This window comes from Mycobacterium sp. NPDC050551 (assembly GCF_040674075.1).
In the GTDB taxonomy this organism is placed as follows: Bacteria; Actinomycetota; Actinomycetes; order Mycobacteriales; family Mycobacteriaceae; genus Mycobacterium.
The window spans coordinates 108,710-122,751 of sequence record NZ_JBFARC010000007.1; the positions used below are offsets into that span (position 1 = coordinate 108,710).

The window sequence follows — 14,042 nt, forward strand, 5'->3', positions numbered from 1 at the left end:
GGCAATACCCCCCACGGCCATACGCCGCGAGGGGGAGCACCGATGACAGCCGAAGCACCGCAGCAGACCGACCAGCCGCCTGCGCTCAAACGCCGGATCACCGGGCCGCTTCTGTTCATGTTCATCCTCGGCGACGTGCTCGGCGCCGGGATCTACGCCCTGATGGGCAAGCTGTCCGGCGAAGTCGGCGGGGTGCTGTGGGCGCCGCTGGTGCTGGCGCTGCTGCTCGCCCTGCTGACCGCCGGTTCCTACGCCGAGCTGGTGACGAAGTACCCGAAGGCGGGCGGCGCGGCGGTGTTCGCGGAACGGGCGTTCAAACAGCCCTTGGTGTCGTTCCTGGTGGGGTTCAGCATGCTCGCGGCGGGGGTGACGAGTGCCGCGGGTCTGGCGCTGGCCTTCTCCGGCGACTACCTGACGACATTCGTACCGGTGCCCGCGGTACCCGCCGCCCTGGTGTTCCTCGTGCTGATCGCCTGCCTCAATGCGCGAGGGATCAGCGAATCACTGAAGAGCAACGTCGTGATGACGTGCATCGAGGTGAGCGGTCTGGTGATCGTCGTCGTGGCGGTGGCCGTCATGCTCGGCCGCGGCGGTGGCGACGTGTCACGCGTCGGTCAGTTCCCCGAGGGCGCCAATCCGGCGCTGGCCATCCTCGGCGGCGCCATCATCGCCTACTACTCGTTCGTCGGTTTCGAGACGTCGGCCAACGTCGTCGAGGAGATCCGCGACCCGAGCCGGGTGTATCCGCGGGCGTTGTTCGGCGCACTGGTGGCCGCGGGCGTCGTCTACGCCCTCGTCGGTGTCGCGAGTGCCATCGCACTGCCGGACAGCGAGTTGGCGCAGTCGTCGGGCCCGCTGCTCGCGGTGGTGTCCGCCACCGGCGTGGGTGTTCCGGACTGGCTGTTCAGCGCCATCGCGCTCGTCGCGGTCGCGAACGGCGCACTGCTCACGATGATCATGGCCAGCAGGCTGACCTACGGCATGGCGCAGGAAGGTCTGTTGCCCGGTGCGCTGGCCAAGGTGCTCCCGAACCGGCGCACGCCGTGGGCCGCGATCGTGGCGACCACGCTGGTGGCCATGCTGCTCACGCTGATCGGCGAGCTGCAGACGCTGGCCGAGACCGTGGTGCTGCTGCTGCTCTTCGTCTTCATCTCCACGAACGTCTCGGTTCTGGTGTTGCGCCGGGACACTGTGGAACACAACCACTTCCGGGTATGGACCGCGGTGCCCGTGCTCGGTGTGGCGTCGTGCCTGCTGCTCTTGACGCAGCAGAGCGCGCAGGTGTGGCTGTATGCCGCAATCCTGCTCGCCGTCGGCGCCGTCCTGCACCTGCTGGCGGCATGGAGTGCGCGTCGAGCGGCGAATGACCAGGACACAGTTCGATAACAACAGCCGACACGGCGGTCAAATGCCCGGACCTCACCGCCGGAACCCCACACTGAGACGATGCCCGTAGAGGAAACCGCCTGGGACGTTCTGGTCTCACGCGACCTGGAATCCCGCCACTACGAACAACTTCGTGCCGCACTCGCCGACACGATCACCAAACGCCTGCCCTCCCACAAGAAGCTGCGCCGCATCGTGGCGTGGTCGCAGAACGGCGGGTGCTTGTTCCGGCCGCAGCAGGGCGTCTGCCGCTACGCCGTGTCCTACGAAGTGGTGATGGCTGTCTGATCTGTAGTGGATGCCTGGGAGCTCTTGGCGCGCGAACGAATTCGCGACACCCTTGCTCGCTACCACTGGGCCGGTGACGCCGGCCGGATCGACGAGCTGACCCGCACCTTCTGTCCGCACGGCACCCTCGAGGTGCGGGGCGTCGCGACGATGTCCGGTCGCGGCGAGATCGCCGCCTTCCTCGGCGGCGTCACCACGGCGCACCCCGAATTGCCGCCCGACGTCCGACGTATCGTCCGGCACAACCTCTCGAACACCCGATTCGTCGAGCTGACACCCGAAAGCGCGCTCGTGTCATCCTATTTCACCGTCATCACCGAGATCGGGCTCGATCACTGCGGACGCTACCGCGACACGCTGGCACCGTGCGACGGTGACTGGCTCATCCGGAGCCGGTTCGTGTCCACCGACTGGCGGGCACCCCACTCGACGATGGCGCCGCCGTCCTCGGTCTCCTGACCGGGTGTCGAACGCCCCCCGGATCGGGCATCATGGCGGTGATGCCCACACCACGCCACCTCCTCGCCTCGCTCTGCGCGGCCGTGGTCGCGTCGGCCGCCGGTTGCGCCGACGCACACGCGGTCCCGGAACCGACCGACCTCGGCATCACGGTGTCGAGCGAGGTCCAGCACGACACCTCGGCCTACACCGAAGGCCTCGAGATCGCCCCGGCCGCAGGCGGGCCTGCGCTCTACGAGAGCACCGGCCTGTCGGGACGGTCCGAACTGCGCGAACTCGATCCCGGCACCGGGGCCGTACGCCGCGCCGCGCCGCTGCCCGGAGGGTACTTCGGGGAGGGCATCACGGTGGTCGGTGACCGCATCTGGCAGGTCACCTACCGCGACGGAGTGGCGATCGAGTGGGATCGCGCCACGCTGACGCCGCGCCGGGAAGTGCCGCTCGCAGGCGAGGGATGGGGCCTGTGCCGCGACGGCGACCGGCTCGTGCTCAGCGACGGCAGCGACCGGTTGCGCTTCATCGATCCGCGGGATTTCACCGAGACCGGCTCGGTGCAGATCACCCGGCCCGGCGGCGAGCCCGCCACCGGGCTCAACGAGCTGGAATGTGTCGACGGTCAGGTCTGGGCGAACGTCTGGCCCACCGACGAGATCGTCCGCATCGACCTGGCGTCGGCGACCGTCGCCGCGAGCGCCGACGGCTCCGTCCTGCGCGACGGCGAGCCGGCCGTGCAGGTGCTCAACGGCATCGCCCACCTCGGCGGCGGCGAGTTCCTGCTGACCGGGAAGAACTGGCCCACCGGCTACCGGGTGCGGTTCGACCCCGTCGGCTGACCGGCCGCGCAGAGGTTCTGTCGCAGAACGGTTTTGGCGACCTTGCCATTCGAGGTCAGCGGCAGCTCGTCGACCAGCACGACGTGCCGCGGCCGTTTGAACGGCGCCAGCCGCGCCCGGACGTGGGCGATCAGCTCGTCGGCAACCGGCAGGCTGCCGGCGCGTGGCACCACCACCGCGCAGATCGCCTCACCCCAGTAGGCGTCCGGAACGCCCACCACCGCGACGGCGGCGACGTCGGGATGGGTGGACAACACGTCCTCCACCTCCCGCGAGGACACGTTCTCGCCGCCGGTGACGATCACGTCCTTGCGGCGGTCGACCACCGTCAGCCGGCCGGCGTCGTCGATGCGGCCGATGTCGCCGGTGCGCAGCCACCCGTCCACGGTGGCCGGTGTGGCGTCCGGCCAGTAGCCGGGGGTGACCTGCGCGCCGCGCACCACGATCTCACCGGTTCCGCCGGCAGGCACGGGGCGGCCGTCGTCGTCGACGATCGCGACCTCGACGTCGCGGTGCGGACGGCCCGCGGTGGCCAGCGTCGACGGCGCGGCCACACCGGCGCGGTGTTCGTCGGGTCCGAGGAACGTGACGTTGCCCGCCGTCTCGGTCATCCCGTAACCCTGGTGGAAGTCCACCCGCAGCACGGCGATGGCGCGGCGCAGCAGGTCGGCGGGGATCGCGGCCGATCCGTAGGCGACCGACCGCAGCGTCGGCAGCGTCGTCCCGGTGCGGTCCAGGTGGTCGAGCAGGCCGTGAAGCATCGTCGGCGCCAGCGAGCAGGACGTCACCCCGTGGGTCTGCACGGCGTCGGCGAACGCCGTCGGCGAGAACTTCGCCAGCAGCACCACACTGGACCCGGCGCCGTGATGGACCAGCATGTTGTAACCGGCGATGTGGCACATCGGGAACGGCAGGAGGTACACCCCCCGGGTCACCGCCCGCCCCGCGATGGTGCCGCGCACGGCGGCCAGCACCGAGCGGTGGGTGTGCAGGACTCCCTTGGGGGTCCCGGTCGACCCGCTGGTGAACAGCAGCCACGCGGGGTCGTCGGGCCGCGCCGGGCTCGGTCCCGCGGCGCCCCCGGCGGTGATCTGCCGCCACTGCGCGGAATCCAGTTCGACGACGTGGCGGATCGATGGCACCCGACCGGCGACGTCGCCGAGCGCCGCGAGATGACCACGGTCCGCGACGAGCACCACCGGTGCGGCCGTGGCGAGTTGGGCGATCTGCTCGTGCGCCGACAGCCGCTGGTTGACCAGGGCGAGCACCCGACCGCCGCGAGGGACGCCGTAGTACAGCTGGGCATAGGCCAGGCCGTTGTCGGCGATCACCGCGACGCGGTCACCCGGTGCGGTCCGGTCGGCGACCCAGCCGGCCACCGCGGCGACCTGCCGGTCCAACTCGGCGAAGGTGGCCGACGCGTCCTCGGCGAGCACCGCGGGCCGCTCGGGCGACACCTCCGCCGTGTCCGCGATCAGGTGATGCAACAGTCGCGCGGTCATCTCGGAACGCCCAGCGCCAGCACCGCGGCGTCGTCCTCCACCCCGGAACCGAACTGCTCCAACAATTCCCGGACCGCGGCGATGAAGTCGGCGGGGGTGGTCGGGGCGTGCGCGGCGGCGAACCGCAGCAGGGCTCCGTCGTCGTTGTAGCGTTCGACGCCCGCGCCGGTGCGGGCCTCGGACAGTCCGTCGGTGTACAGCACGAGGGTGTCCCCGGGGCCCAGACGCATTCGCGTCGAGGCGAAGCGGGCGCTCACCGTGATGCCTGCGGGCATCCCGCCGACCGACACCGCCTCGTGCACCGCACCGTCGGCGGAGATCAGCACCGCAGGCGGATGACCACCGCCGGCGAGGTCGACGTCGAAGCCGTCGCCGCGGCGTTCCAGCACGCCGAAGAGCACCGTGCAGAACGGGGTCGTGCCGCCTTCGCGTTCCTGTTTCAGGACGGCGTCGAGATTCTGCAGCACCGCCACCGGGTCGCCGTCGATCACTGCCGCCGCCCGCAGGGTGTAGCGGGTCAGGGAGGTGACGCTCGCCGCTTCGGCGCCCTTGCCGCAGACATCGCCGAGGAAGAAGGCCCACCGGTCCCGACTGAGCGGGAACAGGTCATAGAAGTCTCCGCTCACCTCCTCGGACGCCGGATGGTAGTACGCGGCGGCGGCCAATCCCGGCGGTGGCATCAACGCAGGCGGCAGCAACGAGCGCTGCAGCGTCCGCGCCAGCTGCTGTGCCCGCACACGCTCCTGCTCGGCACGCCTGCGTTCGGCCAGCAGTTCGCGTTCGTAACTCCGCCGGTCGTGGGCGTCCTGAACGGCGATGCGCAACAGGCCAAGACCGCCGTCGGCGCCGATCTCGGCGTTGGCGGTGACGAGCATGGGCAGCCGGGTGCCGTCGGCGGCCACCAGGTCGAGGGTGACCCCGGCGAGATGACCGGCCGCATGCAGCAGGGGAGCGAAGTGCGTCTCGAAGTGGATCCGTCCGCCCGCGGTGAACAGGTCGGTGAACGGGACACCGACCAGGCCGTCGGGCGAGTGGCCGAGCCAGTGGGCCAGGGTGGCGTTGACCGCGATGATCCGCCGGTCCGCCCGGGCGAGCAGGATTCCGCAGGGAGCGTTGTCGTACAGGTCCTTGATGCTCCAGTCCGGCTGCGCCGCAGCGGGTTCGGGGGACGTCACGTCGCCCGGGCGAAAGCGGCGATCGCCTCGGCGGTGATGTCCGGCGCGCTCAGTTGTGGGCAGTGGCCGGTGGTGTCGAGGGTCACCAACTCGCTGCCCGCGATGTGGGCCGTCACGTACGCGCCGACCTCGCGCGGTGCGAGCGCGTCCTGTGCGCACTCGATCACCAGCGTCGGCACGCTCACCCGCGACAGGTCGGAGCGGTTGTCGGACAGAAAGGTGGTGCGGGCGAACACCTGCGCGACCGACGGATCGGTGCGGCAGAAGCTGTCGGCCAGCTCGTCGGACAGGTCGGGGCGGTCCGGCCGGCCGACGATCGTCGGCGCGATCGCGTACGACCAGCCGAGGTAGTTGTCCTCCAGCGACTCGAGCAGTTCATCGATGTCGCTGCGGGCGAAGCCACCCCGGTAGCCGTCGTCGTCGATGTAACGCGGTGAGGGGGTGAGCAGCACCAGCTTGGCGACCCGGCCCGGATCGGCGCCCACCGCCAGTACCCCCATCATCGCGGCGACCGAATGGCCGACGAAGACCGCGTCACGCAGATCCAGTGCGTCGAGGACCTCGAGGATGTCCTCGGCGTAGGCCTGCAGCGAACCGTAGCGTTGCCGATCCCACGCCGAGGCGTCCGAGGCGCCGCAGCCGACGTGGTCGAACAGCACCACCTGGAACTCCGCCGACAGCAGGTCGGTGACCCGCCACCACATGTTCTGGTCGCAGCCGAACCCGTGCGCCAGCACCACCGGTGGTCCGTCGGCATTCCCGACGACCCGCACGTTGTTCCTCGCGCGCACATCCATCGACGTCATTTTTGCATCCGCGGTGCTGCGTTCACGGCGGAACCCGGCCGTTGCCACTCAGCCGGCGTCCAGCGGGATCGTCGCGACCAGGGTCGTGCCCGCGCCCGGCGGGCTGCTGATCTGCAACCGTCCGGACACGGCCGCCACCCGGTCGCTGAGCCCGATCAGCCCCGATCCGCCGCCGGTGCTGGCGCCGCCGACCCCGTCGTCGGTGACCGAAAGGCTCAGCCCGTCCTCCCCGGCACGCAGCCGGACGCTGACCTCCTCGGCGTGCGCGTGTTTGGCGGCGTTGGTCAGCGACTCCGCGACGACGTAGTAGGCGGCGACCTTCACCTGCTCCGGGAGTGCACGGTCTGCCGCCGGATCGAGGTCCACGTCCAGGGCGACCGGCACCGGCGAGCGCCGCGCCAGGGACTTCACCGCCGGGCCGAGACCGCCCCGCGACAGGATCGCCGGGTGGATGCCCCGGGAGAGCTCCTGGAGGTCCCGGTGCAGATCGGTGAGCCCGGTGACCGCCCGGCTGAGCTGATCACGGATGTCGGGCCGGTCGGCGGGCACCGCGGCCTCCACTGCGCGCAGGTCCATTCCGAGGGCCACGATCCGCTGCTGGGCGCCGTCGTGGAGGTCGCGTTCGATCCCACGGCGGGCCTGATCGGCGGCGGTGATGATGCGCGCCCGGGACGCCCTGAGCTCCGCCCTGTTCTCGGCGTTGTGGATCGCGGTGGCCACCAGGTCGGCGAAATCGCTGACCCGCGCCTCGCACTCGGCCGGCATCGGCTGCGGCCGGCTCGAGCCGACCAGCAGCGCGCCGCGGACCTGCCCGTCGACGATGACGGGAGCGCCGACTCCGGAACGCAGCCCCAGGGCACGCATCCGCTCGGCGATCGGGCCGTGCGTCTGGGCGTAGTCGTCGATGCGGTCGGGTTCGGCGGTCCGGCGGATCTGGCTGCTCAAGCTGTCACCGTCCAGTGAGAAGCGTTCACCGGCAGTCAGTTTCGCGGTGTGCCTGCTGTCCTGGGTGGCCAGCACCACGCAGTGGTCGTCGGCCTCGTACCGCACCAGCGTGACGTGCTGGACCTGCAGACCCGCCGCGAGTTCGGCCACCGCTGCCGGATAGACATCGGCCGGATCGGCGCCACGCGCCACCAGCGTCGCCACCCGGCGCAGCGCCGCCTGCTGAGCGGCCAGCGCGCTCACTTCGGCGTGGCTGGCCGCCAGCGCCTCGTTGATCGCCCAGCGGTCGCGGGTGGCGGCCAGCAGGCCCTCCAGCGCGGGGATCATCCGGAGCACCCGCTGCTGCGCCGCCTTGGGCAGGCCGGCCGGGACGAGCAGCGTGCCGACCGGCTCGCCGTCGTCCTCCAGCGCGATCGCGATCTGGTCGTCGCCGCCGGCCAGGGTGTCGAGGTCGAGGTGCGCTCCGGGCAGGCCCAGCACCTCGGCCACCCGCCGGCCCGCGCGGTCGAGCGCGTCGCGCAGGTCGCTCGCCCGCAGCGTCGAACGGGCCAGTTCGGCGGAGAGGTCGGCCTCGACGCGGCGCTGCTCGGCCTCGGCGGCCCGCAGTCTCGCCTGCCCGGCGAGCAGATTCGCCAGCAGCGCCAACGGCAGGAAGACGAACAGCGCCGGAGCCACACTGTCGGTGCCCTCCAGGTGGAAGTACATGTAGACCGCCGCGCTCACCACCGAGGTGGCCACCGCGAGGCCGAGTCCCCAGGCGGCCGACACCACGAGCACGCCGAGCAGGAAGACCGCGCCGAACGCGTTCTCCGGGGCCACCCGCTTGAGCTGCAGCACCAGCAGCGCCTCGGCGACGATGAGACCCACCGCCACCAGCACCCCGACCCACAGCGGCGGCGCCGTCGGGCGCACCACCAGCCGCAGCAGCCGGGTGTGCAGCGATTGCCATCGCCCTGTCTGTGCGGCCACCGGCTGATGGTAGTTCGCCCCCGGAGCGGCGGCTCACCTCCGGTGCCGTTCGCCGCTGGACAAGACATCGTCGACGGGAGCATCCGGAGGGTAGGTACGGTCCGGACGATCGAAAAGTATCCCGCCGCAGCGGAATTCAGGACAGACAGTGCACAACCGCTGGGGGAGAATGCATTCAGGTGGACCTGGCGCGCCACAGCGTCGTCCGGGCGCTGTCACTGGCCGCGCGCGGAATGTCGAAAACCGGCCGCTCATCCGGCCTCGCGCGTATCGTCCGCCCCAGCCAGGACCGGACGAAGGTGGGGGTCAGCGATGACGTTCATTGACATGCGATGGTTACGACGGCTGACCGCCGCCGCGGTCCTTCCCGTGCTGATCGCGGGCACCGCGGGAACGGTCACCGCCGAGGCCTACTCCAGCCCGGACCTGCCCGTCGAGCAACTCGACGTGCCGTCCGCGGCGATGGGCAGGTCGGTCCGCGTCGAATTCCTCAGCGGCGGTTCGGGTTCGCACGCCGTCTACCTCCTCGACAGCATGGAGGCCGGAGACGACCGCAACGGGTGGGACATCAACACGGCGGTGTTCGACTGGTACCACGGCTCGGGGCTGTCGATGGTGCTGCCGGTCGGCGGGAAGTCCAGCTTCTACAGCGACTGGTATCAGCCCGCTGTCGGCAACAGCGGCACCCACACCTACAAGTGGGAGACGTTCCTGACCCGGGAGCTGCCGGCGTGGCTGGCGGCCAACCGCGATGTCGCGCCGAGCGGCAACGCGGCGGTCGGGCTGTCGATGGGCGGGTCGGCGGCGCTCGTACTCGCCGCCTACCACCCGGAGGTGTTCGTCTACGCCGGTTCGCTGTCGGGTTTCCTCAACCTGTCCGCGCCCGAATGGGCGGGCCAGGTCCGCATCGCGATGATGTGGAACGGCGGATTCAACCCCGACGCGATGTGGGGACCGCCGGGCGACCCGGCGTGGGCCCGCAACGATCCCACGGTCAGCGCCGACCGGCTCGTCGCCAACAACACCCGCGTGTGGATCTACTGCGGCAACGGCACACCGACGGGCGTGGACGCCGCCGGGTCGACGGCGCCGGTCGCAGGGCTGGGGTTCCTCGAAGGCTTCGCGATCAAGTCGAACCTCGCTTTCCGCGACCGCTACGTCGCGGCGGGCGGCCGCAACGGTGTGTTCGATTTTCCCGACGGCACCCACAGCTGGGCCTACTGGGGCCAGCAGCTGCAGATGATGAAACCCGATCTGCAGCGGGTGCTGGGCGCCGCGCCGGCGACGTGAGACGCGGCTGCCTCAGGAGGTGCCGCCCGCCACCGAGTCTGTCGCCAGCGCCTTGGCCCACCGGTAGTCGGCCTTGCCTGCAGGGGACCGCACGACCTTCTCCGTCCTGATGAACGACTTCGGGATCTTGTACCGGGCAATGGCTTTCGCGCACACATCGGCGAGTTCGTCGTCGGTGGCCGAGTTGCCGTCGGCGAACTGGACGACGGCGACGACCTCGCTGCCCCAGCGTTCTGAGGGCCGCCCCACCACCACGACGTCATACACGGCGGGGTGCGCGGCGATGGCCCGCTCGACCTCCTCGACGAAGATCTTCTCGCCGCCGGAGTTGATGGTGACCGAGTCGCGGCCGAGGAGCTCGATCCGGCCGTCGTCGAGGACGTTGGCCCGGTCACCGGGCACCGACCAACGCACGCCGTCGATCGTGGGGAACGTCTTGGCGGTCTTGGCTTCGTCGCCCAGGTAGCCCAGCGGGATGAGGTCCCGCCGGGCGAGCCAGCCCTGGCCCTCACCCGGGCCGAGCACCCGGGTCAGGTCGGCGGACACCACGGCGGTGTCGGCCTGCGGGTCGAACACAGCGGCCTTCGCCTGCGGTGCAGCCGCGGCGCCCGATGCGGTGTAGGCGCTCATCTGTGCGCCGGACTCCGATGACCCCACCGCGTCCATCACCATGACGTGCGGCACGGCGGCCAGGATGCGATCGCGCACCGTGGGGGACAGGGGCGCACCACCGTTGGTCATGGTGACCAGGCCCGAGAGGTCGTAGTCGCCCCGCTCGATCTCCTCCACGAGGGGGCGGGCGACGGCGTCGCCGACCATCGGGATGCTCAGCACACGTTCACGTTCGGCCACCCGCAACGCGTCCTCGGGCCGCAGTCGGTCGACGTGGTCGGGGATGACGATCTTTCCGCCCATCGTCACGCCGGTGAAGGTGGCCCACTGCGCGGCGCCGTGCATGAACGGCGGGATCATCAGCATCGACATCACCCCGGCCGATGCGGTGGCGCGGTCGGCGAGTTCGGCGTAGGAGGCGAGGAAGGTGTCGCTGCCGAAGGGGCGGCCGCCCATCGACGACATGAAGATGTCGTGCTGGCGCCACAGCACGCCCTTCGGCATGCCGGTGGTGCCGCCGGTGTACAGCACGTAGAGGTCGTCACCCGAGGGTGTGGGCAGTCCGCCCGCGGGAGCGGGCGTCGCCGTGACCGATTCGTAGTCGACGGCACCGGGCAACAGGTCGTTGCCGGAACCGTCGGCCACCTGGATGAGCACCTCGAGATGCGGCAGCTGGTCGCGAATCGCCGCGACCTGCGGGGCGAACTCGGCGGCGTAGACGAGCGCCGTGGCGCGGGCATCGGTCAGCAGGTAGACCAGTTCTTCGCCGACGTAGCGGTAGTTGACGTTGAACGGCGCGACCCGCGCGCGGTAGGCCCCGACCATGGTCTCGATGTACTCGTTGCCGTTGCGCAGGTAGATGCCGAGATGGTCCTGTCCGGACTCGTGCCCGCGGAGGTCGGGGCGTTCGACATGGCAGCCGAGGCCGCGGCCGGCGAGATGATTCGCCACCCCGGTCGCCCGGGACTCGACCTCGCCGTAACTGAGCCGCCGGTCGCGCCAGACCAGGAGGGTCTGCTCCGGGATCGCCCGCGCGACGGTCGCGAAGACGGTGGACAGGTCGAAGGCGACGGCGCCGCTGGTCATGGGAGGACCATACATCGCGACATCATCTGTATGGTCGGGCGATCACATCGGGAAGAAACCCGCGCCCGTCTTCACTCCGGGCTGCCAGCCCCGCGCGCCGAGGCACAGCATCGGCTTGCCGTCGGGCGACTGCGCCGCGGACTGCGGGCTGGGGCACGGCGCGCCGACCTGCTGAACGCCGTACAGCGCATACGAACTGGTCCAGTACCCGCCGCTGCCCGGAGGCTGGGTCTGATTCGGGATGTACTTGCACTGCAGCGGCTCACCGCCGCGACCACGCCCGAACACGTTGCGCTCCCAGTTGAAGCACGGCGCGCTGAGGCGGGCGTCGTAACTCATGCCGGGCACGTCGGTCGAGTAGCGACCCGGGTCGTCGGGATAGTCCGTACCGGGGTCGGCCGCGGCACCCGGCGCCAGAGCGATCACCGCGCCGGCCGCCGCCGCGCTCACGAGAAGTCTGCGAAACATGTCCACCCTCACTCTGACCAGCGCTCGTCCATCGCCCCCGCGCCGCAAAGCCTAACGGCTGCCGCGGCGCCGCCGACACATTTCCCCGTTACTCCGGGGCTCGCTCCTCGGGGCGCTCTTCGGCATTGGCGTCCAGGACGCTGACCGCGATGCCGTAGGGCAGGAACCGCACCCGCCGGGCCGGGTCGGTGTTGTTCTTGTTGGCCCGCAACGCGTCGAGTTCGGTCGGGTACACCTGCTCGATGCGGGCGCCGCCGCCGTCATCGACGGTGAAGATGGCCCAGACCCCGTCGCCTGCCTCACCGGTGGTCTCCGGTTCGGTGCGCGGCCGGGAGAACCGGCCGAGCTCGTCGACCAGGGCACCCCATCCGGCGCGTTCGCCCGAGGTGGTGAAGAACCTGCTGACGCCCTCGAGCGCCTCCCGAGCGACGCGGTCGAGATCGTCGGGGTCGAATCCGAAGGGACCGTTATTGCTCATCGCCGTCCTCCTCCTGGCAGCTGCCTGGACATCCACGGTACCCACCCAGTCTGCCCGCCGCTCCGGACCGGGCGGGTGGTAAACCGCCCTATGCCCTTCTCGCATGCCGACACGCTCGCTGCGGCGCGACTGTCCCTGCACAAAGCGGCCGCCCACGACCGCGCCGGCTGGCTCGACCTGTTCGCCGCGACCGCCCTGGTCGAGGATCCCGTGGGCTCCCGCCCGCATCGCGGCCGCGACCAGTTGGATCGCTTCTACAAGACCTTCATCGCGCCACGGCAAATCACCGCGCACCCGCGCCGCGACATCGTCGCGGGCACCACCGTCATCCGCGACGTCACCCTCGAGGTCGTGATGAGCCCGTCGGTGACCATGCTGATCCCCGCCTACCTGCGGTACGACCTCGACGCGGTGGACCTGCGGATCACCCGGCTGCAGGCGTACTGGGAGCTGCCGGCGATGGTCGGTCAGTTCCTGCGCGCGGGCCCGGGCGCCGTACCGGCCGGGCTGCGGCTGTCGAGTGCCCTGGTGCGCAACCAGGGCGCGCGGGGAACCGTCGGCTTCCTGACCGGTTTCCGCGGCGTGGGCGCGCGGGGGAAGCGCAGCTTCGCCCGGTTCCTCGCCGACGCGCACGCCGGCGACGAGATCGCCGTGCGCCGCCGGTTGCCGGGTTCGGCGCCGATCCGCGACGGCGCACGAGGGTCGATCCCGCGGGCCGCACTGTCGAGCCTGCTGGCGGGCGCCGCGTCCGACAAGCTCGTCGTCGCGGGCCGCCACGCGGTCGCCTCGATCGGGCGCGACGGCAGGCACGGCGTGCTGATCGCGAGCCTCGCCGCGCCCCGGTACACGGTGACCGGGCTGCAGTACTTCGCCGACGACGAGGCCGGCGGTTAGCCGGCGGCGCACTGGGTAGACCGTCTAGGTGACCAGCCCCAAGGACGAAGACAAGAGCGAGACCGACGTCGACGACGACAACAAGGTCGCGGGATCCCGCGCCGGCAAAGAGGGCGACGAGGGCGACGGCTCCTACGTGGGCCGGACCTTCAACGACGATGCGCTCGACGACGAGGTGAGCGGCGCCGAAGCCCGCAGCCAACAGGGCGACAGCTGAGCCCTCAGGTTGCGGTTCGGCCACGCCGCGTTCACTCGGGGCAGCGGACGTGAGAACGTAGCAACATCATGGCTGCCCACGAGTACATGACCTACGAGGAATTCGGCCGGAAGTTCTACGAGTTCGCGGTCACCGACGAGCGAGTCGGCGGCGCGATCGGCCAGATCGCCGGCGACGCCTTCGAGATCGGTCCGATCGCGCAGGGGCCTGGCAAGATCGCCAAGGTCACCGCAAAGGTGCAGGTTCAGGAACCGAAGGTGACACGGCACGTCGGCGAGATGATCACGTTCGCCATCAAGATCCCGCTGGAGATCGACATGGTGGTCGACCTGCGCATCGACAAGCCGCGGTTCGTGGTCTACGGCGAGATCGCGTTGCGCGCCTCGGCGCTGGCAGCCGAACCGCTGCTGCTCATCCTCGACGTCAAGAAGCCTCGGCCGTCGGACATCACCATCCACGTCACCTCGAAGACGCTGCGCGCAGAGGTGGTCCGCATCGTCGGCGGGATCGACGAGGAGGTCAAACGGTTCATCGCGGCCCACGTGGCCGGGGAGATCGACAGTCCGGCGTCTCAGCAGGCCCAGGTGATCAACGTCGCCGAGATGATCGACGAGAGCTGGACGGGCATCTGACC

Annotated in this window: 15 protein-coding genes; 8 read left to right on the forward strand and 7 right to left on the reverse strand. The window is 70.6% G+C overall.

Features of this window, described 5'->3' with window-relative positions:
• The first annotated feature begins 42 nt into the window (after positions 1-42).
• Genes AB0K11_RS24900 through AB0K11_RS24915 form a run of 4 tightly spaced genes read left to right on the forward strand, consistent with a single transcriptional unit; the run spans position 43 to position 2,966 of the window.
• A complete protein-coding gene (locus AB0K11_RS24900; RefSeq protein ID WP_364983464.1) occupies positions 43-1,386 on the forward strand; it encodes an APC family permease in 1,344 nt (447 codons plus the stop codon).
• Between the two features lie 60 nt (positions 1,387-1,446).
• Entirely contained in the window at positions 1,447-1,674 is a 228-nt protein-coding gene (locus tag AB0K11_RS24905; RefSeq protein WP_264014519.1) for a hypothetical protein, read from the forward strand.
• A 6-nt stretch (positions 1,675-1,680) separates the two neighbouring features.
• On the forward strand, positions 1,681-2,133 hold the full coding sequence (locus AB0K11_RS24910; protein WP_364983468.1) for a nuclear transport factor 2 family protein: 453 nt from the start codon (positions 1,681-1,683) through the stop codon (positions 2,131-2,133).
• 32 nt (positions 2,134-2,165) lie between these two features.
• Positions 2,166-2,966, forward strand: coding sequence for a glutaminyl-peptide cyclotransferase (locus AB0K11_RS24915; protein ID WP_364983471.1), 801 nt, complete (start codon positions 2,166-2,168; stop codon positions 2,964-2,966).
• Here the strand turns inward: AB0K11_RS24915 and AB0K11_RS24920 are convergent.
• From AB0K11_RS24920 to AB0K11_RS24935, 4 genes are read right to left on the reverse strand one after another with little or no spacing between them, the layout of a single operon-like run.
• On the reverse strand, positions 2,936-4,468 hold the full coding sequence (locus tag AB0K11_RS24920) for an AMP-binding protein (RefSeq protein ID WP_364983474.1): 1,533 nt from the start codon (positions 4,466-4,468) through the stop codon (positions 2,936-2,938). The two genes, AB0K11_RS24915 and AB0K11_RS24920, sit on opposite strands and share 31 nt — an antisense overlap.
• The gene (locus AB0K11_RS24925) at positions 4,465-5,643 is read right to left on the reverse strand and encodes a SpoIIE family protein phosphatase (RefSeq protein WP_364983477.1); all 1,179 of its coding nucleotides are present in this window, start codon (positions 5,641-5,643) and stop codon (positions 4,465-4,467) included. The genes AB0K11_RS24920 and AB0K11_RS24925 overlap by 4 nt, the downstream gene beginning before the upstream one ends.
• On the reverse strand, positions 5,640-6,440 hold the full coding sequence (locus tag AB0K11_RS24930; protein WP_364983480.1) for an alpha/beta hydrolase: 801 nt from the start codon (positions 6,438-6,440) through the stop codon (positions 5,640-5,642). The genes AB0K11_RS24925 and AB0K11_RS24930 overlap by 4 nt, the downstream gene beginning before the upstream one ends.
• Positions 6,441-6,497: 57 nt before the next feature.
• Positions 6,498-8,363, reverse strand: a complete 1,866-nt coding sequence (locus AB0K11_RS24935) for an ATP-binding protein (protein WP_364983483.1) — start codon at positions 8,361-8,363, stop codon at positions 6,498-6,500.
• A gap of 312 nt (positions 8,364-8,675) precedes the next feature.
• Between AB0K11_RS24935 and AB0K11_RS24940 the strand changes: the two genes are divergently transcribed.
• On the forward strand, positions 8,676-9,653 hold the full coding sequence (locus AB0K11_RS24940; protein WP_364983486.1) for an alpha/beta hydrolase family protein: 978 nt from the start codon (positions 8,676-8,678) through the stop codon (positions 9,651-9,653).
• Between the two features lie 12 nt (positions 9,654-9,665).
• Here AB0K11_RS24940 and AB0K11_RS24945 read toward each other — a convergent pair whose 3' ends face one another.
• From AB0K11_RS24945 to AB0K11_RS24955, 3 genes are all read right to left on the reverse strand, one after another.
• Positions 9,666-11,351 (reverse strand): acyl-CoA synthetase, encoded by a 1,686-nt coding sequence (locus AB0K11_RS24945; protein ID WP_364983489.1) that lies wholly within the window; start codon positions 11,349-11,351, stop codon positions 9,666-9,668.
• A gap of 42 nt (positions 11,352-11,393) precedes the next feature.
• Complete coding sequence (locus AB0K11_RS24950) at positions 11,394-11,819, reverse strand: hypothetical protein (protein WP_364983492.1); 426 nt, start codon at positions 11,817-11,819, stop codon at positions 11,394-11,396.
• Positions 11,820-11,907: 88 nt separating this feature from the next.
• On the reverse strand, positions 11,908-12,297 hold the full coding sequence (locus AB0K11_RS24955) for a hypothetical protein (RefSeq protein ID WP_364983495.1): 390 nt from the start codon (positions 12,295-12,297) through the stop codon (positions 11,908-11,910).
• Between the two features lie 90 nt (positions 12,298-12,387).
• Here AB0K11_RS24955 and AB0K11_RS24960 point away from each other — a divergent pair, with 90 nt between their 5' ends.
• The 3 genes from AB0K11_RS24960 (at position 12,388) to AB0K11_RS24970 (ending at position 14,040) form a co-directional block, all read left to right on the forward strand.
• On the forward strand, positions 12,388-13,191 hold the full coding sequence (locus AB0K11_RS24960; protein ID WP_364983498.1) for a nuclear transport factor 2 family protein: 804 nt from the start codon (positions 12,388-12,390) through the stop codon (positions 13,189-13,191).
• A gap of 28 nt (positions 13,192-13,219) precedes the next feature.
• Positions 13,220-13,408: a hypothetical protein gene (locus tag AB0K11_RS24965; RefSeq protein WP_264014510.1), complete on the forward strand. Its 189-nt coding sequence runs from the start codon at positions 13,220-13,222 to the stop codon at positions 13,406-13,408.
• 68 nt (positions 13,409-13,476) lie between these two features.
• A complete protein-coding gene (locus AB0K11_RS24970) occupies positions 13,477-14,040 on the forward strand; it encodes a hypothetical protein (protein WP_364983501.1) in 564 nt (187 codons plus the stop codon).
• Positions 14,041-14,042 lie beyond the last annotated feature (2 nt).

Excerpts from the sequence above, each read along its gene's own strand:
- AB0K11_RS24900 (WP_364983464.1), top strand. The coding sequence starts at position 43 with ATGACAGCCGAAGCACCGCAGCAGACCGACCAGCCGCCTGCGCTCAAA.
- AB0K11_RS24905 (WP_264014519.1), top strand. The coding sequence starts at position 1,447 with ATGCCCGTAGAGGAAACCGCCTGGGACGTTCTGGTCTCACGCGACCTG.
- AB0K11_RS24915 (WP_364983471.1), top strand. The coding sequence starts at position 2,166 with ATGGCGGTGATGCCCACACCACGCCACCTCCTCGCCTCGCTCTGCGCG.
- AB0K11_RS24920 (WP_364983474.1), bottom strand. The coding sequence starts at position 4,468 with ATGACCGCGCGACTGTTGCATCACCTGATCGCGGACACGGCGGAGGTG.
- AB0K11_RS24930 (WP_364983480.1), bottom strand. The coding sequence starts at position 6,440 with ATGGATGTGCGCGCGAGGAACAACGTGCGGGTCGTCGGGAATGCCGAC.
- AB0K11_RS24940 (WP_364983486.1), top strand. The coding sequence starts at position 8,676 with ATGACGTTCATTGACATGCGATGGTTACGACGGCTGACCGCCGCCGCG.
- AB0K11_RS24945 (WP_364983489.1), bottom strand. The coding sequence starts at position 11,351 with ATGACCAGCGGCGCCGTCGCCTTCGACCTGTCCACCGTCTTCGCGACC.
- AB0K11_RS24950 (WP_364983492.1), bottom strand. The coding sequence starts at position 11,819 with ATGTTTCGCAGACTTCTCGTGAGCGCGGCGGCGGCCGGCGCGGTGATC.
- AB0K11_RS24955 (WP_364983495.1), bottom strand. The coding sequence starts at position 12,297 with ATGAGCAATAACGGTCCCTTCGGATTCGACCCCGACGATCTCGACCGC.
- AB0K11_RS24960 (WP_364983498.1), top strand. The coding sequence starts at position 12,388 with ATGCCCTTCTCGCATGCCGACACGCTCGCTGCGGCGCGACTGTCCCTG.
- AB0K11_RS24970 (WP_364983501.1), top strand. The coding sequence starts at position 13,477 with ATGGCTGCCCACGAGTACATGACCTACGAGGAATTCGGCCGGAAGTTC.